22 protein-coding genes and 1 pseudogene are annotated in these 23,467 nt (G+C 63.7%); 8 read left to right on the plus strand and 15 right to left on the minus strand.

Going from position 1 to position 23,467, the window contains the following annotated elements; all coding sequences use genetic code 11:
* Positions 1-12 precede the first annotated feature (12 nt).
* Positions 13-1,662: an acyl-CoA synthetase gene (locus XI05_RS02095; protein WP_271498336.1), complete on the plus strand. Its 1,650-nt coding sequence runs from the start codon at positions 13-15 to the stop codon at positions 1,660-1,662.
* Between the two features lie 252 nt (positions 1,663-1,914).
* Positions 1,915-3,219 (plus strand): Nramp family divalent metal transporter, encoded by a 1,305-nt coding sequence (locus XI05_RS02100; RefSeq protein WP_271498337.1) that lies wholly within the window; start codon positions 1,915-1,917, stop codon positions 3,217-3,219.
* Positions 3,220-3,357: 138 nt separating this feature from the next.
* Here the strand turns inward: XI05_RS02100 and XI05_RS02105 are convergent, their stop codons facing one another.
* The 6 genes from XI05_RS02105 to XI05_RS02130 are packed head-to-tail and all read right to left on the minus strand — an operon-like array spanning position 3,358 to position 9,956.
* Positions 3,358-4,155 (minus strand): MBL fold metallo-hydrolase, encoded by a 798-nt coding sequence (locus tag XI05_RS02105; protein ID WP_172788942.1) that lies wholly within the window; start codon positions 4,153-4,155, stop codon positions 3,358-3,360.
* Positions 4,156-4,168: 13 nt separating this feature from the next.
* Positions 4,169-4,945 (minus strand): TatD family hydrolase, encoded by a 777-nt coding sequence (locus XI05_RS02110; RefSeq protein WP_212257076.1) that lies wholly within the window; start codon positions 4,943-4,945, stop codon positions 4,169-4,171.
* A 13-nt stretch (positions 4,946-4,958) separates the two neighbouring features.
* On the minus strand, positions 4,959-6,914 hold the full coding sequence (gene metG, locus XI05_RS02115) for a methionine--tRNA ligase (protein ID WP_271498338.1): 1,956 nt from the start codon (positions 6,912-6,914) through the stop codon (positions 4,959-4,961).
* Between the two features lie 47 nt (positions 6,915-6,961).
* Complete coding sequence (locus XI05_RS02120; protein WP_271498339.1) at positions 6,962-8,008, minus strand: DNA polymerase III subunit delta'; 1,047 nt, start codon at positions 8,006-8,008, stop codon at positions 6,962-6,964.
* Positions 8,005-8,691 (minus strand): dTMP kinase, encoded by a 687-nt coding sequence (gene tmk, locus XI05_RS02125; RefSeq protein WP_271498340.1) that lies wholly within the window; start codon positions 8,689-8,691, stop codon positions 8,005-8,007. Before tmk ends, XI05_RS02120 begins: the two co-directional genes overlap by 4 nt.
* Positions 8,692-8,693: 2 nt before the next feature.
* A complete protein-coding gene (locus XI05_RS02130; RefSeq protein WP_271498341.1) occupies positions 8,694-9,956 on the minus strand; it encodes a D-alanyl-D-alanine carboxypeptidase family protein in 1,263 nt (420 codons plus the stop codon).
* 153 nt (positions 9,957-10,109) lie between these two features.
* Here XI05_RS02130 and XI05_RS02135 point away from each other — a divergent pair, with 153 nt between their 5' ends.
* Complete coding sequence (locus XI05_RS02135; RefSeq protein WP_271498342.1) at positions 10,110-11,066, plus strand: alpha/beta fold hydrolase; 957 nt, start codon at positions 10,110-10,112, stop codon at positions 11,064-11,066.
* Here the strand turns inward: XI05_RS02135 and XI05_RS02140 are convergent.
* Positions 11,060-11,977 carry a septal ring lytic transglycosylase RlpA family protein gene (locus tag XI05_RS02140; protein WP_271498343.1) on the minus strand — a complete coding sequence of 306 codons (918 nt, stop codon included), beginning with the start codon at positions 11,975-11,977 and terminating at the stop codon, positions 11,060-11,062. The genes XI05_RS02135 and XI05_RS02140 overlap by 7 nt on opposite strands.
* 807 nt (positions 11,978-12,784) lie before the next feature.
* Here XI05_RS02140 and XI05_RS02145 point away from each other — a divergent pair.
* Positions 12,785-12,913: a hypothetical protein gene (locus tag XI05_RS02145; protein WP_256375401.1), complete on the plus strand. Its 129-nt coding sequence runs from the start codon at positions 12,785-12,787 to the stop codon at positions 12,911-12,913.
* 34 nt (positions 12,914-12,947) lie between these two features.
* Here the strand turns inward: XI05_RS02145 and XI05_RS02150 are convergent, their stop codons facing one another.
* Positions 12,948-13,238: a hypothetical protein gene (locus XI05_RS02150; RefSeq protein ID WP_271498344.1), complete on the minus strand. Its 291-nt coding sequence runs from the start codon at positions 13,236-13,238 to the stop codon at positions 12,948-12,950.
* A 159-nt stretch (positions 13,239-13,397) separates the two neighbouring features.
* On the opposite strand from XI05_RS02150, the gene XI05_RS02155 reads away from it, so the two are divergent.
* Positions 13,398-13,976, plus strand: coding sequence for a TIGR00645 family protein (locus tag XI05_RS02155; RefSeq protein ID WP_172788933.1), 579 nt, complete (start codon positions 13,398-13,400; stop codon positions 13,974-13,976).
* Between the two features lie 15 nt (positions 13,977-13,991).
* Here XI05_RS02155 and XI05_RS02160 read toward each other — a convergent pair whose 3' ends face one another.
* Complete coding sequence (locus tag XI05_RS02160; RefSeq protein ID WP_271498345.1) at positions 13,992-14,312, minus strand: DUF1476 domain-containing protein; 321 nt, start codon at positions 14,310-14,312, stop codon at positions 13,992-13,994.
* A gap of 254 nt (positions 14,313-14,566) precedes the next feature.
* On the opposite strand from XI05_RS02160, the gene XI05_RS02165 reads away from it, so the two are divergent.
* Positions 14,567-14,785: a hypothetical protein gene (locus XI05_RS02165; RefSeq protein WP_212257083.1), complete on the plus strand. Its 219-nt coding sequence runs from the start codon at positions 14,567-14,569 to the stop codon at positions 14,783-14,785.
* A 54-nt stretch (positions 14,786-14,839) separates the two neighbouring features.
* Here the strand turns inward: XI05_RS02165 and XI05_RS02170 are convergent, their stop codons facing one another.
* The 4 genes from XI05_RS02170 to XI05_RS02185 form a co-directional block, all read right to left on the minus strand.
* Positions 14,840-15,031, minus strand: coding sequence for a hypothetical protein (locus tag XI05_RS02170; RefSeq protein WP_035999201.1), 192 nt, complete (start codon positions 15,029-15,031; stop codon positions 14,840-14,842).
* A gap of 193 nt (positions 15,032-15,224) precedes the next feature.
* Entirely contained in the window at positions 15,225-15,896 is a 672-nt protein-coding gene (locus XI05_RS02175) for an endonuclease/exonuclease/phosphatase family protein (RefSeq protein ID WP_271498346.1), read from the minus strand.
* The gene (locus tag XI05_RS02180) at positions 15,896-17,929 is read right to left on the minus strand and encodes a VTT domain-containing protein (protein ID WP_271498347.1); all 2,034 of its coding nucleotides are present in this window, start codon (positions 17,927-17,929) and stop codon (positions 15,896-15,898) included. Before XI05_RS02180 ends, XI05_RS02175 begins: the two co-directional genes overlap by 1 nt.
* Before the next feature lie 190 nt (positions 17,930-18,119).
* Complete coding sequence (locus XI05_RS02185; protein WP_172788929.1) at positions 18,120-18,416, minus strand: hypothetical protein; 297 nt, start codon at positions 18,414-18,416, stop codon at positions 18,120-18,122.
* Positions 18,417-18,811: 395 nt separating this feature from the next.
* On the opposite strand from XI05_RS02185, the gene XI05_RS02190 reads away from it, so the two are divergent.
* Entirely contained in the window at positions 18,812-19,420 is a 609-nt protein-coding gene (locus XI05_RS02190; RefSeq protein ID WP_271498348.1) for a hypothetical protein, read from the plus strand.
* A 1,793-nt stretch (positions 19,421-21,213) separates the two neighbouring features.
* On the opposite strand, the gene XI05_RS02200 is transcribed toward XI05_RS02190, so the two are convergent.
* Entirely contained in the window at positions 21,214-21,444 is a 231-nt protein-coding gene (locus XI05_RS02200) for a DUF6894 family protein (RefSeq protein ID WP_104461401.1), read from the minus strand.
* Between the two features lie 483 nt (positions 21,445-21,927).
* Between XI05_RS02200 and XI05_RS02205 the strand changes: the two genes are divergently transcribed.
* Complete coding sequence (locus XI05_RS02205) at positions 21,928-22,437, plus strand: ATP-dependent DNA ligase (protein ID WP_271498349.1); 510 nt, start codon at positions 21,928-21,930, stop codon at positions 22,435-22,437.
* 317 nt (positions 22,438-22,754) lie between these two features.
* Here XI05_RS02205 and XI05_RS02210 read toward each other — a convergent pair.
* Positions 22,755-23,202: pseudogene (locus XI05_RS02210) on the minus strand (transposase); the annotation flags it as partial.
* Positions 23,203-23,467 lie beyond the last annotated feature (265 nt).

The raw sequence follows: 23,467 nt of genomic DNA on the forward strand, positions 1-23,467 counted from the left end.
AGGAGGGTGTCGATGAGTGAGCGACCGAACCCGTACAATATCGGCCTCGACAAGACGCAAGCCAACTATGTGCCGCTGAGCCCGCTCAGCTTCCTCGCGCGCAGCGCCGCCGTCTATCCCGATCACGTCAGCACGGTCTATGAAGGCCGCAGCTTCACCTGGGCGCAGACCTATGAACGGTGCCGGCGCTTTGCGTCCTGGCTGGCAGGCAAGGGCATCGGTGTCGGCGACACCGTGGCGGCGATGCTGCCGAACATTCCCGCGATGAACGAGGCGCACTTCGCTGTGCCGATGACGGGCGCGGCGCTCAACGCACTCAACATCCGGCTCGATGCACCTTCGATCGCGTTCCAGCTCGACCATGGCGGCGCGAAAATCATCCTTGTCGACCCCGAGTTTTCAGGCGTCATCAGCGACGCGCTGGCGAAGATGACCGGCCCCAAGCCGCTGGTGGTCGACGTCGACGACGCCGCATTCAAAGGCGGCAAGCGCATCGGCGAGATCGAATATGAGACGGCGGTCGCCGAAGGCGATCCTGGCTTCGCGCCGATCACGCCAAGCGATGAATGGGACGCCATCGCCCTGAGCTACACCTCGGGCACGACGGGCAATCCCAAGGGCGTCGTCACCCATCATCGCGGCGCCTATCTGAACGCCGTCAGCAACATCCTCGCCGGCAATCTCGGCCAGCATCCGGTCTATCTCTGGACCCTGCCGATGTTCCACTGCAACGGCTGGTGCTTTCCGTGGACCATCGCGGCCGCCGCCGGCATCAATGTCTGCCTGCGCAAGGTCGAGCCGACAAAGATATTCGAGCTGATCAAGAGCCAGGGCGTGACCCATATGTGCGGCGCGCCGATCGTCTACAACACGCTAATCAACGCCCCCGATGCGCCCAAAGGCAATGCCGCGCGCCGCGTCGTCGGCCTGATCGCGGGCGCTGCGCCGCCGGTCGCCGTGCTCGAAGGCGCCGAAAGCATCGGCATCCAGCTGACGCATGTCTACGGCCTGACCGAGGTCTACGGCCCCGCCTCCGTCTGCGCCGAGCAGCCGGGCTGGGACGAGCTCCCTCCCGCCGAGCGCGCGCGCATGAAGCGCCGGCAGGGCGTGCCCTACCCGCTCGAGGAAGCCGTCACCGTGATCAACCCGCAAACCATGCTGGAGGTGCCGCGCGACGGCGAGACCATCGGCGAGGTCATGTTCCGCGGCAACATCGTGATGAAGGGTTACCTGAAGAACGAGAAGGCGACCAAGGAAGCGTTCGAAGGCGGCTGGTTTCACACCGGCGATCTCGGCGTGCTCGACGAGCACGGCTACGTCATCATCAAGGACCGCTCCAAGGACATTATCATTTCCGGCGGCGAGAACATCTCCTCCGTTGAGGTCGAGGACGTCCTCTACAAGCACCCGGCCGTGCTGTTCGCCGCCGTGGTGGCAAAGCCCGATCCGAAATGGGGTGAAGTACCTTGCGCCTTCGTCGAGCTGAAGGACGGCGCGAGCGCAACCGAGGCCGAGATCATTGCGTTCTGCCGAACGCACATGAGCGGCTTCAAGACGCCGAAGGCCGTCGTGTTTGGGCCGATCCCGAAGACGTCCACCGGCAAGATCCAGAAATTCCTGCTGCGTAACCGGGTGGACTCCGCGAAGGCGATCTTAGCGTGAGCTTCTCGCGGCCTCACAAAAGGATCTGAAAGTCTCCGCCCGCGCGATGATTGTGCGTAGGACACGTCGGAGACGCATCCCGCCGCAGCCCGGGGCAGGCTTTGACGGCCTCTGGTAGCATCCTTGTCGACAGCCACACCAGGGCTCCCGCTTGCACGTGAGCCTGACGACTGAAACGCGTGTCGCGGAGGAACCTCTCGCATGCGGGACCATTGGTGTTCGACCTTTCCCGAACCACGCTCGGAATGCACGTTGCCAAAGGCTGAGAACGACGGCGAACAATCTGAAGCTCCCTCACCAAACCCGAAGCGGCGTGGCCTCGCGCGCTCGCTCGGGCTCGGTGTGGTCACCGGAGCCGCTGACGACGATTGCTCGGCCATAGGAACCTATGCGAGCGCCGGAGCGCAATTTGGAACATCGCTGTTGTGGACTGCCCCCATCACGTTTCCAATGATGTTCGCGGTCGTCTACCTCTCCTCCAAGCTCGGGCAGGTCAGCGGCAAGGGGCTGTTTCACGTCATCAAAGATCATTATTCCAGCTGGGTCCTCTGGCCGACGCTGATAGGCGTGCTGGTTGGGAACACCATCGAAGCGGCCGCGGATCTCGGAGGCATGGCAGCAGCGCTCGGACTGTTCGTTCCGTTGCCTGCTCCGGTCATCGTGTCCGGCGTCGCCCTCGCGATTCTCGCGCTTCAGGTTTGGGGTTCGTACGAGACCATCCGCAACATTTTCAGATGGCTCGCCTTGGTGCTGTTTGCCTATGTCGGTTCGGCCCTTCTCGCCAAGCCGGACCCGTGGGAGGTGCTGCGCGGCACCTTGGTTCCGACCGTGCAATTCTCAGGCGAATTTCTCTCTATCCTCGTTGCGATTATCGGCACGAGCCTGTCGGCGTACCTCTACACCTGGCAATCCAATGTCGAGGTCGAGGAGAAGATCCAGCAGGGACGCACCACGCTGGAGGAGCGGCGCGGAACGACGCAGGGCGATTTGCGCCGATCGCGCAACGATATCCTGACCGGAATGCTGTTCTCCAACATCATCATGTATTTCATCATCCTTTCGACCGGCGCCACCCTTCACAAGGCGGGCCAAACCAATATCGACACGGCGGCACAGGCCGCCGAAGCCTTGCGCCCGATCGCCGGGGACACAGCAGGCATCCTGTTCGCGGTCGGAATTATCGCAGTCGGCTTCCTCGCTGTGCCGATCATGACCACCGGCGCGGCCTACGATCTCTGTCAGGTGATAGGCTGGAAGAGCAGCCTGCACGCGCGTCCCAAGGAGGCCAAGAAATTCTATGCAGTGATCGCCGGCTTTACGCTGGTTGCGGTTGTCCTGAATTTTATTGGCTTTAATCCCATGCGCGCGCTGGTCTATTCCGGGATCGTACAGGGCTTTTCGACCCCGCCGCTGCTGTTGTTCATCCTGTTGATGACAAACAACCGCAAAATCATGGGTGATAAAGTCAACACCCTGCCGCTCAACATCCTCTCGTGGATCACGGTGGGCGCAATCTTCGCGGCGACGGCGGGCCTCGTCGCTTCCTGGTTCATCTAGGCTTGGCTAAGCGCGATCGGATCGGGATGGATCCTAACCGCGCCCCAGCTCATGGCTCGCGCATGGTCGTTTCGCAAATCGCTGCACGCTTGCCCGGATCATGCTTTAACGTTTCACTGACCAGAATGCTTGCTCGCCTTAGTGCGTCTCCAGCCGCAGCCCGTCATAGGCCGGCACCACGCCAGGGGGCAGCGACTGCCGGATGACCTCGTAGTCGACGTCGGCGGTCATGTTGGTGATGACCGCGCGCTTCGGCTTGAAGCGCTCGATCCAGGACAGCGCATCGTTGATGCTGAAATGGCTGACATGGCTGGTGTAGCGCAGGCCGTCGACGATCCAGAGATCGAGATTCTCCAGCGCGCCCCAGCTCTCGCGCGGGATATCGTTGAGGTCCGGCGTATAGGCCGCATTCCCGATGCGGTAGCCGAGCGCGGGAATGTTGCCGTGCTGCACCAGAAAGGCAGTCATCGTCACGGCGCCGCCCTTCCCCAGAATGGTCTGGCTTTCGCCCGCCTCGATCGAATGCCGGGTCAGGATCGGCGGATAATCGCTGCCCTCGGGCGAGATGAAGCAATACGAGAACCGCGACAGGATGTCCTTGGCGGTCGACTGGTTGAAATAGGTCGGAATGCGCCGGCGCATGTGCATGACGACCGACCGCAGATCATCCATGCCGTGAGTCTGGTCGGCATGCTCGTGCGTCAGGAACACCGCGTCGATGTGGTCGACATTGGTCGAGAGCAATTGCTCGCGCAGGTCCGGCGAGGTGTCGATCACGATGCGTGTCGTGCCGTGCTCGGACGTCCGTTCGACCAGCAGCGAGCAGCGGCGACGGCGGTTCTTGGGATTGTTGGGATCACAGGCGCCCCAGCCGAGCGCCGGGCGCGGCACGCCGGCGGAGGAGCCGCAGCCCAGGATCGTCAGCGTCAGCGTCATGTGGCTCCCAGTCTCAAGCTTTCACCTTCGAGAACAGGCGGAAGAAATTTTCGCTGGTCTGGCGCGCAACCTCGTCAAGCGACACGCCGCGCGTCTCGGCGAGTACTTTTGCGACCTCGACCACGTAGGCCGGCTCGTTGCGCTTGCCCCGAAACTTGCCGGGCGCAAGATAGGGCGAGTCTGTTTCAACCAGAATACGGTCGGGCGGCAGTTCGGCTGCGAGCGCGCGCAATGCCTCCGATTTCTTGAAGGTCAGGATTCCCGTGAAACCGATATAGAGCCCGAGCGACACCGCCTTCAGCGCCAGCTCGCGCCCGCCCGTGTAACAATGCAGCACGGCGCGAAACGATCCCTTTGCCGCCTCCTCTTCCAGAATGCGCGCGCAGTCCTCGTCGGCCTCGCGGGTATGGATCACCAGCGGCAGGCCGGTGGCACGGGCGGCGGCGATGTGGGCGCGAAAGCCCCTCGCCTGCGCTTCCGGCGAGCCGTTGTCGTAGAAATAATCGAGCCCGGCTTCACCGAGCGCGACGACCTTGGGATGCTGGGTCAACGCAATCAGCTCGTCCGGCGCGATGCCGTCCTCCTCGTCCGCATGATGCGGATGGGTGCCGACCGAGCAATAGACGTCGTCATAGCGCTCGGCGATGGCGAGCAAGTCCTTTAGCCGCCGCACCCGCGTCGAGATCGTGACCATGCGCGCGATGCCGGCGGCTCGCGCCCGCGACACGATCCCGTCGAGATCTTCCGCAAAGTCCGGAAAATCCAGATGGCAATGACTGTCGACCAGCATCGTGCGAACGCCTTCAGGCCGCCGGCTCAATGTACCGCGGAAACGCCGGCGTCGGCGCCGGCAGCGTCGAACCGGGCGCGATGCGCTTTGCGCCGCCGAGCATGGCGAAGTTGCGCTCGGCTTCGGGGATACCGAGGCTGTCGAGCAGCTTGCCGGAGGCGGTCGGCATCGCTGGCTGAGCCAGGATCGCGATCTGGCGCACGACTTCGGCGGTGACGTAGAGCACCGTCTTCTGCCTGGCGGGATCCGTCTTGGCGAGTGCCCACGGCGCCTCGCCGGCAAAATAGCGGTTGGCCTCGGCGACCACGGCCCAGACGGCGTTGAGCCATTGATGGATCTGCTGCGTCGCCATGGCCTCGCGCGACGCTGCGATCATGCCGTCGGCCATCGAAAGGATCGCCTTGTCGTTGTCGCTGAACTCGCCGGGCTCAGGCAGCACGCCGCCGAGCTGCTTTGCGATCATCGACAGCGAGCGCTGTGCGAGGTTGCCGAGATCGTTGGCGAGATCGGCATTGATGCGCGCCACGATGGCCTCGTGATTGTAGTTGCCGTCCTGGCCGAACGGCACCTCCCGCAGGAAGAAGTAGCGCATCTGGTCGACGCCGTACTGCTCGGCCAGGTTGAAGGGATCGACGACGTTGCCGACCGACTTCGACATCTTCTCGCCCCTGTTGAACAGGAAGCCGTGGGCATAGACGCGCTTCGGCAGTGGGATGCCGGCCGAGAGCAGGAAGGCGGGCCAGTACACCGCATGGAAGCGGATGATGTCCTTGCCGATGATGTGCACATCGGCCGGCCAGTAGCGCCAGTTCTTGTCGCTCTCGTCGGGGAAGCCGACGCCGGTGATGTAGTTGGTCAGCGCGTCGACCCAGACATACATCACATGCTCTTCGTCGCCGGGCACCTTCACGCCCCAATCGAACGTGGTGCGCGAGATCGAGAGATCGCGCAGGCCGCCCTTGACGAAGCTCACCACCTCGTTCTTGCGGGAATCCGGCCCGATGAAATCGGGGTGGTCCGCATAGAGCCTGAGCAGCTTGTCCTGGTAGGCCGACAGGCGGAAGAAATAGCTCTTCTCCTCCACCCATTCCACCGGCGTGCCCTGTGGTCCGAGCCGCACGCCGTCGTCGTTCACGCGCGTCTCGTCCTCGGCGTAATAGGCCTCGTCGCGGACCGAGTACCAGCCCGAATAGGTGTCGGCGTAGATGTCGCCGCTCGCTTCCATGCGCCGCCAGATCTCCTGGCTGGAGCGATGGTGCTGCTCCTCGGTGGTGCGGATGAAGCGGTCGAACGACACGTCCAGGCGCTCGTCCATCTCCTTGAAGCGGCCGGCATTACGCGTCGCGAGCGCGGCAGCGGACATGCCTTCGTTCGCCGCCGTCTGGATCATCTTCTGACCGTGCTCGTCGGTGCCGGTCAGGAAGAACACGTCCTTGCCGTCGAGGCGCGCAAAGCGCGCCAGCGTGTCGGTCGCAATCGCCTCATAGGCATGGCCGATATGCGGGCTGCCGTTGGGATAGGCGATCGCGGTTGTGATGTAGAAGACATTGTCGCGCGCGACCGCGGGCGCGGCAACTTGCGGCGAAGCGACGGGCTTTGGCGCACGCGGGGCCTTTGGCTTCGTCGGCTTTGGCTTCACAGGCGTGATGACGGGAGCCGGCGCGGCGGCCACAGCAGGCGCAGTCGCCTCTTTCGCGACCTTCTTCGCCGGAGCCTTGGCCGGCTTTTTGGCAGCCTTCTTTACCGCCTTCTTGGCGACGACCTGCTTCTTCGCGGCCTTCTTGCCAGCCTTCTTTGCTGCGCCCTTCTTCACGCTCTTCTTGACGGCATCCTTCTTGGTCTTTTTGACCTTCTTGGCGGCTTTGCTCGCGCGCGCCTTCACGGCCTTTTTCGCGGCTTTCTTGACAGCCTTCTTCGCAGCCTTCTTGCCGCTCTTGCGTTTGACGGATTTCTTAGCTCGCGTTGCCACCACGAATTCCTTTACCGGCTTCTCGAATTTTGGAAACGGCTCGGCGCTTAGCGCGTTGCGTCCGCCAGCCAGCCAAACACCGAGAAAACCAAGGGCTTTCGCTCCAGATTGTAGGTTTCGGTGTCGCGCGCGGCGCGGACGATCTTTTCCCATACCTCAGCTAGCCGCGCAAGGCGCGGCAGGTTCTGGTTGGCGTTGGCCTCATCCGCATGCAGGCGCTCCGCAATCCAGCGGTCGATGCCGTCGATGAAAGCCGCAAGCGCCACGCGGTCGCTGGTGCCAAGCGAATCGCCGAGCGTGTGCAATTCGCGCGGGTCGACCTGCGGCAGGCGCGCGAGCAGCGCCGCCGTGCGCTGCTGAAGTTTCAGGGCGTCGCCACCGAGCAACGTCAGCGCCCGTGCGACGCTGCCCTCGGACGCCTCGGCCGCCTCGCGCAGCGCGGCATCGTTCGGATCGAGCCCGGCCGCTGAAGCCGCAGCGTCGATCACCTCGTTCGTGGCGAGCGGCCGCAGGCGCAGCTTGCGGCAGCGCGACTGGATCGTGGCGAGCACGCGCGCGGGCGCGTGGCTGACCAGCAGGAACAGCGATTGCTGCGGCGGCTCCTCCAAAATCTTCAGAAGCGCGTTGGCCGCGTTTGGATTGAGTTCGTCGACCGTGTCGACGATGCAAACGCGCCAGCCTTCGGCCGCCGCGGTCGAGCCGAAGAACGCGATCGTCTCGCGCGTCTCGTCCACGGTGATCACGGTGCGCATCACGCCGCGCTCGTTGGCGGTGCGCTCGAGCGTCAGCAGGCCACCATGTGAGCCGACCGCCACCTGCCGCGCCACGGCGTCGTCGGGATCGATCGCAAGGCTCTCGGCGCGCTGCACGGCCGGCGCCAACGGCTGCGCATGGGCGAGCACGAAGCGCGCCATCCGATAGGCCAGCGTGGCCTTGCCGATCCCCTGCGGTCCGCCGATCAGCCAGGCATGGGGAATGCGCCCGCTGCGATAGGCATCGAGCAGCGCAGCCTCCGCCTCGCGATGGCCGAACAGCTGCGAGGTCTCGCGCGGATGCGGTATGGCGGTTTCCCGCTCGGCCTGACGCGGACTCATACCGACACCACTGACGCAGGCGTTGGCAGCAGGCGCTCGCGCAGCGCTGTCCAGACCCGCGCGGCAACCGTGTCCGGATCGGAATTGGCGTCGATCAGCACGCAGCGCGCCGGATCCTCCGCCGCGATCCTGCGATAGGCCTCGCGCAAGCCCTCGTGGAAGCTGAGCTTCTCGGCCTCGAACCGGTCAGGCGTACTGCTGCCGCGGCGCGCGGCGGCGCGTTGCAAGCCAATCTCGACCGGCAAGTCGAGGATGATAGTGAGGTCCGGCTTGAGATCGCCGATGGTGACCCGCTGCATGGCGTTGATCAGGCCCTCAGGTACGCGGCCCAGGCTGCCCTGATAGGCCCGCGTCGAGTCGGCGAAGCGGTCGCACAGCACCCAGACGCCCTGACTCAATGCCGGCTGAATCACGGTGCGGACATGATCATCGCGCGCGGCGGCAAACAGCAGTGTCTCGGCTTCGGGGCCGAGCAGCTTGCCCATGCCCGACAGCACCAGATGGCGCATGATCTCGGCGCCCGGCGAGCCGCCCGGCTCACGCGTGACCCGGATGCGAAGCTTGGCCGCCGTGAGGCGGTCGGCGAGCTTCTGGATCTGGGTCGACTTGCCCGTGCCCTCGCCGCCTTCAAAGGTGACGAAGCGTCCCCGTCCGGACGGCCGCTGTGCAGCGCTCTCACTCATGATCAGAGCTTCTCGGCACCTGCGCGGAACATGCCGATCACGAGCTCGCTGGCGCCGTCGATCGCGCGGCGCATGGTCGAGCCGGTGCTGATCGCCTCGGCGGCATAGACCGGCGTCTCGACAGCGATGTTGCCGCTGCGCCAGACCCTGACCACGCCGACCCGCTGGCCGGCCTCGACCGGCGCGCGCACGGGTCCGCTATAGACGATGCGCGCAATCAGCTTGTCGCTGCCGTTCTTGTGCACCATCACCTTCACCGGCGTCTTGGCGACGAGCTTGACCGACCGGCTCTCGCCGCCGAACACCTTGGCGTAGCCAACGGGCTGCTCGGCCGCGATCAGGGTGCGGGTCTCGAAATTGCGAAAACCCCATTCCAGCATCTTCTTGGCTTCCGTGGCGCGGTCCTCGGGATCTTCAAGTCCGTTGACGACGACGATCAGCCGCGTGCCGTTCTGCACGGCAGAGCCGACCATGCCGTAGCCGCCTTCCTTGGTGTAGCCGGTCTTCAGACCGTCAGCGCCTTCCATCGAATTGAGCAGCGGATTGCGGTTGGGCTGGCGGATCTTATTCCAGGTGAACTCCTTCTCGCCGAACAATTTGTAGAATTCAGGGAAGTCCAGGATGATGTGCCGGGCGAGCATGCCGAGCTCGCGCACCGTCATCTTGTTGCCGGGATCGGGCAGACCGTTGGAATTGGCGAAGGTCGACTTGGTCATGCCAAGCTCGCGGGCGCGCTTGGTCATGAAATCGACGGCAAAAATCCGCTCGTTGCCCGCCATGGCTTCGGCAAGCGCGATGCAGGCGTCGTTGCCGCTTTGTACGATCGCGCCGCGCAGCAGATCGTCGACCGAGACCTTGCTGTTGATGGCGGCGAACATGGTCGAGCCGCCCGAGGGGGCGCCGCCTCTGCGCCAGGCGTTCTCGCTGATCCGGTACTCGTCGGTCAGCTTGATGTCGCCCTTCTTGATGGCGTTGAAAACGACCTCCGCCGTCATCAGCTTCATCATGCTCGAAGGCGCGCGCAGCTCGTCGGCGTTCTTCTCGAACAGCACGCTGCCTGATGAGGCTTCGATCAGGATCGCGGTCGGGGCATCGCCATCGAAGCCGGCGTCTTCCGCTTTCTTGGCGCCCTGGACGCTCTGGTTGGCCGCATAGAGTGCCCCGCCCCAACCGATCCCAGCCACCAAAACGGTCGCAATCAGCCCGCGCGCCAGCGTTCCGGCGGTGAGCCAGTTGCGACGAAGCAAAGGAAGACGAAGTGCCATGGCGAAGCCCTGAGGAAGGCGTTCTAACAGCTGGAACAGATGCGAACAACACGCGGTTGGACACTGTCCCTGAGATTGCACGATTCTCGCCGCGCCCCTATCGTGGCGCCTCATGTTTTTCGACCAAACCCCTGAAACAAGGCGGAAAAGCGAATGTCCTCAACCCGCATGATCAAGACCAACGGGGTCGAGCTGTTCGTCCGCGAAGCCGGCCAGGGACCGCTGGTGGTGCTGTGCCATGGCTGGCCGGAACTGTCGTACTCCTGGCGCCACCAGATCCCCGCACTTGCCGCAGCCGGGTTTCGCGTCGTCGCCCCTGATATGCGCGGCTACGGCCAGAGCGCGGCGCCACTCGATGTGAACGCCTACTCGATCTTCGATACGGTCGGGGACGTAGTCGGCCTCGTCCAGGCGCTCGGCGAGAGCAAGGCGATGGTGGTCGGCCACGATTGGGGCGCACCGGTCGCCTGGCACGCAGCGCTGTTCCGGCCCGATATCTTCACGGCCGTCGCGGGGCTGAGCGTGCCGCCGCCGTTCCGCGGCCGCGGCAAGCCGCTCGACCTGTTGCGCCAGGGCGGCGTCACCAATTTCTACTGGCAGTATTTCCAGACGCCCGGCGTCGCCGAGGCCGAGCTCGAGCGGGACGTCGCACGCACCATGCGCATCGTCCTCGGCGGACGGGGCCTCGCCGATCCCACCGCGGCCATGTTCGTGCAGGAGGGCAAGGGCTTTCTCGGACATGCGACCGCCGAGGAGCCGCTGCCTGCCTGGCTCAGCGAGGCCGACCTCGCCTATTTCACCGAAAGCTTCCGCAAGTCCGGCTTCCGCGGCGGGCTGAACTGGTACCGGAATATCGACCGCAATTGGGAGCTGACCGCGCCCTGGCAGGACGCGCAGATCCACCAGCCCTCCCTCTTCATCGCAGGCTCTAAAGACGCGGTGATCACCGGCCTGATCGGGGCCAAGCGCGTCAACGAGCTCGAGCGCGTGCTGCCCCACCTCAAGCGCAAGCTGATCCTGGAGGGCGCCGGCCATTGGGTGCAGCAGGAGCGGCACGAGGAGGTGAACGCGGCGCTCATCACGTTCTTGAAGGAGAGCACGGCTCAGTAGAGGCCGCGGCCGCTCAGGATACTGCGGGCCTCGGCGGCGCCGTCCGTCGCGCTCTCGCTCGCGTAGCGGCCGTCCTCGTCATAGGACACCGCGCGGGCGTTCTGGAGCGTCCGGCCCCGGCTGCGGCTCGAGGCCGACATTTCCGAGGTGGCATTGAGCGAGGCCATGTCGGCCGAGCTGCTGCCGAGATTGTACGGCCGCCCCTCCGGCATCGGGACCTCGCCGCGAAGGCCGCCGCGGGTCGAGGACGGCAGCTCAGGCACGAACGGCTTGGCCGAGGCGACGCGGACCATCGAGGGCGATGGCGCCGGAACGCCGGTGCGCAGGGTGGCGAGAAGCTGACGGTCGTCGGAGCCTTCGAGCGGCGCCCGGCCGACATATTCGACCCGGACCTTGGCGACGCCATTGCCTTTGAATTCAAGGAGTTCGGCGGCCTTGTTCGAGACATCGATGAGGCGGTTGCCGTGATAGGGCCCACGGTCATTGACGCGCACGATCAGCGACTTGCCGTTGGAGACGTTGGTGACCCGGGCGTAGGACGGCATCGGCAGGGTCGGATGCGCCGCGGTCAGCGAGGTCATGTCGAACACCTCGCCGTTGGCCGTCAGGCGGCCGTGGAAATCATCGCCGTACCAGGACGCCATGCCCTCGGCGCGGTAGTTGACGTCCTCCTCCGGCACGTAGGTCTTGCCCGCCACGACATAGGGCTTGCCGACGCGGTAGGTGCCGCCGCCCTTCGGGACCGGGTCGCCCCAGGCCACGACGCGCGGGCTCGAGGACACGCCGTATTTCGGATCGACGCGGCTGGCGAACTTGTTCGAGGAGGCGCAATTGGCGAGCGCGAGGCAGGTCGCGACCGCCGCAACACCGCGCGCGGCCCGCAAAACCGAATCTGACCGACGGATCCCCATGCGCCCCAAATACCACTTCGCCGGAGGCGTACCCAACCCGCTTTGGCGACGGGGAGCGCTGTCCGGTCCTTCAAATTCCGAGGCGGCCCACCACCGCATCGGACGTGGTAAGGATAACGCAACCCGAACGCGGCGGAAATGGGGAGCCCACGGCGATCACGCCGGGATGGTAAACGGGACGTTCGCATTTTTCCGTTGTTCTACGGGACGATGGCACCCGCGCTGTGCCAGTGCTGGACATTCTGTTGCGCCAAATCCTCACCCCACCCCCATTGTCGCGCCGCTCACCGAAATTCTTTTGACTGTGCAAGGCCGCACGCGTTCTCTCGGATGCAAGGGCGGGATTTGGAATTTAACGATGATCGAGACGGTTTCGGCACTGATGGGTCTGGTAAGCGCGGGGATCTTCCTGGCCCATGCGTTCGAGGGTTACCGCACGAGGGCCTGAAGGCACGCGCGCGGACGGCAAGCATCACCTCTTTCAATGCAGCGCGTTCGGACGGTCTTAGTCGATCCGATCGCGCATCGAACACGAGAGCGGCAGGTGTCCCATGCGTAACCATGACCTCGTATCCGATGGCTTCCTGGCCTTGACTGCCGGCGGCTTGGTGCTGCTCTGCTCGAGTCTCGTCGCGCTGGCGTTTGCCTGAGCCGCACTGTCCTCCTTTCCAATCCGCTCGTTTCCCGACGCGGCTCCATTGCAGCGCAGCAAGCAGACCCGTGCTCCGCTCCCATTCAGTTGATTGAATTATTGCGTGCGGCGCCTCGACCTATTGCAAGAGGCCATCACCAACGAGGGTGACGCACATGCTTGCCGAGAAATTCTTCCTGGTCCTGGAATCCCTGATCCGCGGCGACCGCACCTATCCGGATGGAAGTCCCCGGGTCATCAGCACCTCCCCGCACGTGCCGGTCAGGCCGACACCGCCGAAATAGCCGACGTGTCCGCCAGCCGGCCACCACGCGCCGCTCAGCGCAGACCCAACAGCGAGCGGCGGTAGAAGCTGCCGCGGGCCTCGTTCTGGCAGACGAAGCTGCCATCGAAGCCCTGGCCGTAACGCTTCTGCCCCTTGCGGTAGTAGACGCCCTTCCTGAAGTCGAGCCAGACCACCCTGTCGTGCGGGCAATGACGCTGAGCCTGCGCCTCATAGCGAAACGGCGTCAGCGGCGTCGCGGAGACCTCGGCGCCGCCTGCACCGACCAGCATGGCGCCAGCGCATGCGATTGCGCCGGACCATTTGCCAAAGCCGCTCAGAGACACCCCCACCTCCCGCTCGCCGCCGTCCCCCGACGGCCGGTTGGCACGCTAGCACGAAACGGCCCAGCCTGCGGAAGGCGGGAGCGCGCGTCACGTCTTCCGCCAGCCATCTTGTCGGGGTACATGACGGCAAGATCGTCTCGATGCGAGGGTGCTGCCCGAATGTCGGTTGAGCCTGAGACAACAACTGGTCCCCGCCCGCCCTCGCCGCAGCTCGGCCTGCTGCCGATGATCATCTTCGGCTCGCGCTGGCTGCAACTGCCGCTCTATCTCGGACTGATCGTGGCGCAGTGCGTCTACATCGCGCTGTTCGTCAAGGAGCTCTGGCATCTCTCCTGGCACGCCCTCGACCTCACCGAGCAGCAGATCATGATGAGCGTGCTGGCGCTGATCGACGTCGTGATGATCTCCAATCTGCTCGTGATGGTGATCGTCGGAGGTTACGAGACGTTCGTCTCGCGGCTCGACCTCCAGGGCCATCCCGACGAGCCGGAATGGCTCGGCCACGTCAATGCGAGCGTCCTGAAGATCAAGCTCGCCATGGCCATCATCGGCATCTCCTCCATCGCGCTGCTGCGCACCTTCATCGAGGCCGGCAATCTCGGCTCCAACCGCGCCGGCTTCACCGAGACCGGCGTGATGTGGCAGGTGCTGATCCACATCACGTTCATCGTCTCGGCGCTCGGGATCGCCTATGTCGACAAGCTCAGCGAGTCCGGAATGCGCAAGCGCGCCGAATGAAGCGCTGCTGCCGGTTCAGGGCCGGTCCGCTTCCAGCTGCGCCAATGCCTGGTGCAGACATTCCTGAAGCCTCGCGGCGACCTGCTCGCGCGCGATCCCCTTGCCGGCGAGATCGCCCGACACCTTGCCGACCACATCGTCCATCGTCCGGCTCTCCAGATGGTCCGTCACCAGTGCCGCTGCGTAGCTTGCCGCGGCATCGCCGCTGAGCCCGAGCTGGCCTGCGGCCCACAGCCCGAGCAGCTTGTTGGACCGCGCCGTGGCCTTGAACAGGAATTCCTCGTCGTGGACGAATTTGGCTTCAAAGCCCTGCTCGCGCTTGTCGAACGTGGTCATGGTCAGCTCCATTGTGCTTCGCTGATGAGAATCGGACTTGCTGGGAGCGAACGTCTCCGTGGTTCAGGTCAGTTTAGGATCATTTGAAGCTTCCTCCCGGAAGCCGAACTGCGTCAAGCCTGCCGAAGTGCCCGCCAGGCCGGTGCACAGGCGGCGCGAGCCCCGCGCCAGCCAGCTCGGCCAAGCTGAGAATGTTTACCATTCGTTAAGCAGACTCAGCGACGGATGGCGCCAGAGACATCGAGAGCTGACGCATGAACAGAGAGCTGCGGGAGTTTCGACGGCTTGAACGGGTCTGCCTGGAGCAGGCCGCCCTCTCCCCCATGGACCTGACGCGAAGCGGACTGCTGAAGGTCGCCGACGATTGTCGGATCGCGGCCGAAGCGATCGAGGCCCAATTGCCTCGCGGGGTCTTTGCGGACGCGGTCCAGGCGTTCAAGCTGGCCTTGAGCGCAAAGGCCAAGCGGCACTAAGTCGGCCGCCGCGGGAGAAGCGATTTGGGAGCTTGGGCGGCGAAGCGCGTTTGCTCAGCCTTTCGCCGCCGCCGCTTCACGCGCCAGCCGCTCGGCCTTCAGCCGTTCCTTGTTGGCGTAGAACGCCTTCTGCGCCGCTTCGTGGTCGCGCATGGCCTTTTCGGCCTCGATCCGGCGCGCCGCATCGCGGGCGTGGCGTTGTTCGGGGGTCAGGGGTTTGCGTCGGAAGGAAAGGTCTTCAGTCATGCCAAGTGAACGTGGCTGCCAGGAAAAAGTTCCGGCCGAGACGGTCGGCCGGTCATGACGTTCCGCGAAAACAACCCCATGCACAGTAGCTAAGCCCCTCTTCTGCAACGCTTTTTTCTCAGCGACGTCCATTGCCGACGGGCAAACAGCGGCATCTGCGAGCCGCAAGCGACGTGATCCACCGCAGGAACCATCAGATCGCGATGTCCGCCATCACAGGCAAATGGTCCGAATAGGCGCGCGCTTCCTCGTCGGTCCAGACTTTCCCGAACCGGCTGTCCCGCGTTGCATAGATGCGGTCGAGCCTAAGCAACGGCAGATGCGCCGGAAAGGTGCGCAGCCGCGTCCGGTTCGGGCAGACCTGCGCGAGCACGCGCCGCACCGATTTCACCCAGAACCAGTCGTTGAAATCGCCGAGCACGACGGTTCTTTCTGGCTTCACCAGGCTCACCAGCGCCTGAGCCTGCTCGTAACGCTCGTGGATGCTCAGGCCGAGATGCGTGGCAACCACGCGGAATTCGCCGAAAGGCGTCTGCAATCCCGTTGCAATCGCCCTGCGCGGCTCTCGCTCCCGATAGGACACGTCGACGATCTCGGGCACGCCGGAGAACGGAAAGCGGCTCATGAGCATCTGCCCGTAGTCACCGTCCTCCGTGACGATCGACTTGGCATGAACGCCATGATCGCCGACGACCCGTGCCAGCTTCGCAAACGGATCGTCCGACCGCGATCGGGAATCCACCTCCTGAAGCGCGACGACGTCCGGCGACCATTTGCGAATGATCGAGCAAACCCCCTCCAGATCGAACGTCGGATTGAGATTGAAGGTGCCGTGCACATTCCACGTCATGAAACGCACCGGCATCAACGTCTCCCGGCAAGCCAGGTCGCGACGAACTGTGCGCCCGCGCAGATCCCGAGCCAGCTCAGGAACGCCAGTGCCAGCAGCGCGATGTTGCTCCAGGACGCATTCCTGGCCAGATCTGCGATCTGCGCTCCCAGAACGGCCATGGCGAGAATACCGGGCATCATGCCCAGCAGCGTTCCAACCATGAAGTCACGGAGCGGCAGCGTGCTCGCGCCAGCCGCGACGTTCACCAGCGAGAACGGTGCGATCGGAATCATCCGGATGACGACGACGGCCAAAATTCCCTTGCCGACAACCCGTTCCTGGATGCGCGCGGCGCGGCGTCCCAGCAAGCGCTGAAGCCGTTCTCGGCCCAGGAACCGTCCGATCGCAAAAAGCATGAGCGCGCTGAGCAAGACGCCCGCCATGGCGGTAACGAAACCCAGCCATGGCCCAAGTGCGGCAGCAGTCGCAGCAATGAGCACGAGAACCGGAAAGATCACCAGCCCGCCGAGGACGAAGGCCGCGATCGCGAATGGCGGTCCCCAGCCGGACTGCGCATAGGCAGACAGGAACGACGAGAGATAACCCGCATCGGCGTAATCGCTCAAGGACGTGTACGACCAGGCCAGCGCCAGTCCAAGAAGCGCCAGCGCGATTGAGGCGATCCCGATGATCGTCTTCGTGCTCCACATGCGCGATGCCGCGCGTTCCAGATGAAGCGGCAGCTCAGGGTCCGCCACCGGCTGAACCAAGGTGGCCAGCGTGCTGGTCAGAACCGAGGCCTCCACTTTTCGCAGCGTCTTCGCCCCACCCGTTTTCGACACCTGGTCCAGCAGAGCGAACAGCCGATGCTCGTTCTGCGTAACGGAGTGCTCGTCGAGATCGCAGAAATGAGCGATGAGACGACGGCGGACGGAGGCGATGAAATCCCGATGCTCCTCGGATTCAGCTTCAAAAATCAGGTCGCATTCGCTGTCGGCGCCCATGGAACGATTGTTCAAATTGGCCGAGCCGATCCGCAGGATCCTGTCGTCGACGACCATGAGCTTGCTGTGCACCATCACGGCGGCTTCCTTGTTGCCGCTGCGGGAAACCGGGTAAACGAAGCGGATGCGATCGGCCACGCCAGCCGCGCTGAAGCAGTCGATGAAGGCGCCACGGCCGTTCTGCATGGCCTGGGATTCCAGCCACGAGGAATGCAGTTTCGGGGCGACGACCAGAACCCGAAGCGACGGCACGCGACGCATCTGCTCCGCCAGTTCGCTCGCCATCCTGGTCGCGCTGGTGAACTGATTTTCGATGTACACGAAGCTCGTTGCCGACCGGATCGCCGCAATGAAGGAGCGTTCGACCTCCCTGATGGTCGAGCCTGCCGGACAGACCACCTCGGTCCTGGCGATCCCGACCGGTAAATGCTCGGCCTCGACAGGCACGCTCGCCGGCCAGCGGCCATTCCTCAGCGCGGGCCGTTCATCGACCTGTTGGCCTGCCGCACGCCAGCGTTGCTCCGCGAGGGCGAACAGCTGCTCCGCGGCCTCGCCGTCGACGAGGCACTGAACATCGTGAAACGGCGGATACGGCTTGCGCTGAGGGTCGCAGCGCATGGCGTTGTCGGCGCGGTGGTCACTCGTGTCCCAGCGCCTGATCGTCAGATCGAGGCCGCCGACGAACGCCAGTGATCCGTCGACACAGACGATCTTCTGGTGTTGCGCCGAACCAAACGGAAGCGTGGCGTCCAGATGAAACCGGACTCGGCCGTCGGTGTCGGCGATGAATTTCGCCGCGGAATTCCACTCCCTCTCGGAGGCGTAAAACGAGACGAAGTCCCAGACGAGAATATTGATGCGCAAGGCGGGCCGGCGCTGCACCAGGGCGCGCAGGAAGGGACCAAGCTCCTCAGGCAGGCCATCATCCGCACGTCCCGCGGCTCCGACCAGGCGCGTCCTGCTATGGATATCCCATCCGATGATGTAGACGAGGTCCTGCGCCTCCAGCAGGGCCTCCCGCAGGGCTGCGAAATAGGCGGCGGCATCGTTCAGAACCGCCACGCGCCGCGCCCTGCACCGTCGCCAGACGGTGTCGCCGGGAGTCAGTGTCGATGCGCTCTGAAGCAGGTGGACCTCGCAATTCGCGTTTGCGTCTAAACGCTGGAGGCTCAAGGGGTTCCACGCCGTCAACGGCTGCGGTTCGATGCGAACGCCGCACATCCGGCGCTCACCGGGCCCATCGCACAATTCGTCATTTGGTGCGGACAAACTTCGCACCGGCGCTCCTCAACACTTCCACAATTTTCTCAGGGGCGTCGCCGTGAAAATCGACGGAAACCTCGATCAGGCCTTCCAGCTTCTGCCGCCCCTCCGGCGCGGGCGCAGTCTTGACGTCGGGACCTGCCGGGCGTGTTCCCACCGTATTCGCATCGCCGACGGGCTGGACGAAGACGTCGCCTCGCGGCACGCCGCATTCCTGCACGACATGCTCAACCGCAAGCTCGGCGCCGCGGCGCGTGTCGAATTCTCCAATGATGGTGCTTTCCAAGGCTGCTCTCCATGTGGTCGCGCGTGCGGACAACAGGCGAGCCGAGGCCAGGTTCCTGAGGGAGCACGATCGAAGGCGGAGAGGATGGTTGGATCCCACGCGGTGAAGATCAGAACCGAACTACTCCGAGCAGGAAGAGCAGCGCCACCGTGACCAGGCCGGAGATCAGCAACGAGCCGAGACATCCCAGCCGGTTCGAGAAAAAGAAGAACATGCGTTGCCCGCTTTGAAGCGTCCTGTCGGGCTAATCTCTCGGAGTCAGTAGCGTTCCCGCGCAGTTTCGACCGTTCGTGGCCCGAGCACGCAGCGCTTCCTTCCATAGCGTCATTGAGACAGGTCAATACCAGCAAGCCGAAGCTCTGGAAAACTGACCTCGACAAATCAACGGAGGCCGCATGACACAGCAGAGCAGCATGCATTTCTATCTCAACTGGGCCAAGGAGCGGATCGACGAGATGGATGCCGCGTTGGCCTCGTTCGAGGTCAAGGCCGGCCAGGCCAAGGCTGAGTCCAAGGTCAAGACCGATCAGCTCCTCTCCGATCTGACCAAGCGCCGCGACGAGTTTCAGGCGCTGCTCAAGGCCAAGGCGCAGGCAGGTGAGGCCGCGTGGGCGGATGCCAAGGCCGAGCTGGAACGGCAATGGGTTGGATTTGAAGCCCAGATGAAGACCTACTTCGAAGGCGCAGGCAAACAGCTCGAGCAGCAGCAGGCCACCTTCAGGGATCTTGCGGCTGCGCAAGCCAAGGCCTGGGGCGAAGCCGCAGAGAAATTCCGCGAGGCCGCAGGCAAGGTCACTGCTGCCCGCACCGCGGACGTCGACGCTGCGCTCAAGCAGATGAAGTCCGACGCCTCCGAAGCCGAGGCACGCCTGCAAAAGCTGAAGCAGGCGGGCAGCGAGTCCTGGTCGGTGATGAGCGCCGCCCTCGCCGAATCCCGCAAGGCGTTCGATCAGGCAAACAAGGCGGCGTGGGACGCGCTGAAGGGCGGTGATAGGAAGAGTTGAGACTGGTTTCAGTCGCATGCCCGGGCGAAACGCTGCGTCAACCGCCGCATGACGCTCCGATCGGAAACCGTTTCCTCCGACCTGCGGGACTGACGCGCCGAGGCGCGCCAAGAAGGGGGATGGAGGCTTTCCAGCGAAGGCTAGTGCAACACGCGAGCGGCTTCCGCGAGCCGGACCCTTTCTCTCAGTTCCTCGAGCTCCTCGATCGCGTCCAGCAATCTCACCAGCTCGCGGGTAATATGTGTCAAACCGGACTTGGATTGCTTTAAGATACGAACTCGCTGTGCCATCGGTGCACGCCTCCATGCTTGGGCAAGTCCAATTGGCAAGGAGCGTGCCACCCCAGGAAGGGAACTTAGGGCGATTTATGGCGGAAGGGGTGTGTGTCAAACCTTTCTGAAATTGCTCTGCTTTTCCGCCTGCGCTGGGAGCAATCTACGGTTCTGACCACGGTCCTTTTCGCAGCCTCTCGACCGTAGTTTTCGGCTATCTCGAGCAGCGCACCGGCTTCGCCGGGCACCCTGCTCTCCTCCTCCAGGTCACGGCACCGCTGCTCCATGCGCGCGAGCTCGTCGATGTCGTGCTGGTGTCACCCATGCCGCCGATCAGACTCCTGCCGGCGCCCTGTCGTCAAGCTGTTGTGCGTTGTTGGCTTCGCCAGTTCGGTCTCTCGTTCGCCCGAGGCATCCGGCCTTGATTGGAGATCGCAATGATCGAACAGACCGGAGAATGCGAAGCTTGCTATGGGCGCCCGCAAGGAGTCTCGGATGACGTCAGCAAAACCAGGCCGCAAGATACTTTTCAGACCCTGTCCCGCCCGTGCCGCACGGGCAAGGCCCCGTGGAATTCCGGTGTGGAGGTCGCCACTTCGTGATGCCGTACATAAACCGCTTGAGGCACAATCGTCGTGCTCGGTGCTTCATTGGCGCTCTGCCTTGGTCCGCCACGGTTAGCTCTGACCAATGCGGAGCTCGGTGAAAAGCAAAAGGCCGGCGGTTACGACGCCGGCCTTCGCATGACCCACCGAGTTGGCTCCCCAGGGGCGGTCCGGAGTGCTCCTCCGAGCCGCCTTAAGGATTGCATGAGCCGCCCACGCAATGACACAATCTCGCGAGGCATCCGCAGAACTACGGGCCGGTTTCTCGCTTTTCCACCCCACGACGCGCAGTAGCTCTCGCGCGTTCCGATGCCTAAGGGATTGATAATCTGACTCCCGTCGGCCTCGCGCTTGGATGCTCTGTACACGGCCGGCCGATGAAGATCACCTTCGGCCAGATGCGTGAGATGGGCTTGCGCGGCATCCAGGTCTACTCCCACTGCGGGCATCATGTAGCCCTGGACGGGGCCTCCTGGCCGGACGAGGTACGGCTTTCGGACTTGAGCCCCGCTTCGTATGTCAGCGCTGCGGCAGTCGAGGCGCCGACGCGCGGCCCGACTTCGAGCGCGGAGATCCGCGGCTTGCAATCACGGGCCATCGTACGCGATAGCCGCAAAAAACGGCCCCAGCCATTTGGCGGCGACTGGGGCCGTTGGGAATTACCCCGGCCCGCAGGGGGGACATGGAGCCGGAGCACAGCACCAAGCCCGAGGCTTGCCGGTAGTTCCTAGGGAAGAGATTGCGCCGAATGCGAGAACCGGCCCATCGCCAAACGCGCGTCTGACGACGGACCGTCCCGGGTGGATGGCACGTCTAGTTCGCGCCACAGACCGAAATCCCAATCCTGCTGGCCGGAGAGTCGTTCCTCTATGCCAGATCTTCCGAGCGGGCCGGGAGGCCGCCCGCTGAAGCGGTCTTACTTCGGCTTCTCGGCGTGGATGTGGAGGACGTAAAGGGTGTTCTGGAACTCGTCCACTACCTCCATCCGCCATCCACGGGCCGGCGTTAGCTTCCCGTCGAGGCTTTGGAGTATCTGCCCAGCCGTCACCGTCGCTTCATGCCAAGCGGCGTGCTTGTCGGGCAGCTCCTCGCCCTCAAGGTCAGGTTCGTGGCGTTCGTGGGTCACATGGAAGAAGTAGCGCGGCATGCGTCAGTAATGCTGACACGCGGGTGCACGTTCCAGCCCGCACTCCTTCTGTTCCTTTACAACCGTATTTAATTTTTAGGTTGTGGTGCATGCGAACAAAGCGCGAAGCGGGATTTCCAGCCAGTGAACCTACGACACCTTATGTTGCCTGACTTCCCCAGGGCTGCATGTTCAGGGCTGCGGCGTCATCAGCCCCCAGCTCCTGCTGAACAAGGCTAGCCGCCCACCCTTCAGGGACGGCCTCGAGCACCGCGTCAATTGCGTTGTCCCGAGCGGTTGCCGCAAGCCATATCTGGCGCTCGCCACTATCAGTGATCACCCGAACAATATGAACCCGCTGCATCCTTCACCGCTTTAATGCTCATGAGGGGTCTCTCGCTGCGCTTTCTCCGCCATGGCCATCCACTCTTCGCCCAGCTTCAGCCACGCCTCCTTGTCGGCAACACGCGTTGCCTTCTGCGCCTCGTCTAGGCAGATTTTCGCTTGGCCGAGGTATCTGTCAGCATCGTTGTCGCCCATGAGCACCAAATACGTCACGGGGGCGAAAGGTGCCAAAAAAAGGCCGCGGGCGCTGCTCTAGTACCGCGGCTGCGCCGCGACAGTCCGCACGTGATCCTTGGGGTGGACGGCATCAGCGACTTCAACGCGCTGCACTCCCGCAAGCACGATCACGAAGCCCAGCTTTACGCCTTCGACATTCTTGCGCTGGGCGGCGATGACTTGCGCCCTCTGCCTCTGCACCTCCGTAAAACAAACCTCGAGAGGCTGCTAGCACGGCGGCCGGATGGCATTACAGTGGCACCGTTCGAGCGCGGCGAGATCGGCCCCGACCTGTTCCTTGCCGCCTGTCGTATGGGACTTGAGGGCCTTATGTCCAAACATCGCGATCGGCCTTACCGCGGTGGCCGGCAGAAGCATTGGATCAAGGTAAAGAACCGGTCGCATCCGGCGATGTCACGGGTGATGGATGCCATGGGTAGCCCTTCTGCTTGATATCCTCACAAGGCCAGCGGATAAGAGCGGAAGTCTGTGCCCTTGACGACGTTCAGGGCCGGAACATTACAAATACCTGTTCCTGGCCACAAGTGAACACAGGGATATCGCCGACTGGGACTAGCCTCCAATTGCATGGCGCCTCAGGCGCCAGCCGTCGGACCGCTTGGCCCCGCACTTGTCCCCTCCAGCCCCAAGGGGTCAGGCTGGCCCGATGGGGCTTTGCGCAGTATCAAAGTTGAGCCTCCCATCTCGGACAGACTGGACGTGTAGCCGAACAACCTGTTGTCAGGCTGCTGCTATTGTAGAGGTCACGCCTTCTGCCGATTGGCATCGGCCTTGATCAGGCTCGCGTCAACGGCGAATCCTTCTCCGCCGACCAGTCGCTCCTCGATGCAGCGGCGCAACACGCTCTCGAATACGCGACGGAAGAGGTCGCTCTGCCGGAAGCGGCCATGCCTGTTCTTAGAGAATGTCGAGTGATCCGGCACCGCGCCATCCAGACCGAGCCGGCAGAACCACCGATAGGCTAAATTGAGGTGAACCTCATCGCACAGGCGCCGCTCCGATCGAATGCCGAAGCAGTAACCGATCAGTAGCATCCGAATCATCAGCTCGGGATCGATCGAAGGTCGACCGATACTGCTGCAGAAGGGTGCCAAATCCTGCCTGACCTGTGTTCAAGGTCGACAAATCTATCGATCGACCGGAGCAAGTGTCGGCGGGAATATGCCTATCGAGCGAGAACTCATAGAACAACGCCAGGACTGAAGATCATGATGGGGCATCCGCAAGTCGAACAGGCTGTGCCAATTAGACAGACTGAATCACTGATCCCTCCGCGTCGCAACAGCGGCCTTTTTCACACAATCGGCCCATCTCAGACCTCTCGACCGGTGCCGATAATGTCCGCTCCCGATGCTCAAGCGAAATAAGCAGCCGGGAGCCGAAAGGCTGCTTGCGACCTTGGCTGTGTGAAAACGCCAACGTGCGCAATCGTGATAGAAGAAGTTATTCGTCCAAGGCCGCT

It is taken from the genome of Bradyrhizobium sp. CCBAU 11357 (genome assembly GCF_028128865.1).
GTDB lineage: Bacteria > Pseudomonadota > Alphaproteobacteria > Rhizobiales > Xanthobacteraceae > Bradyrhizobium.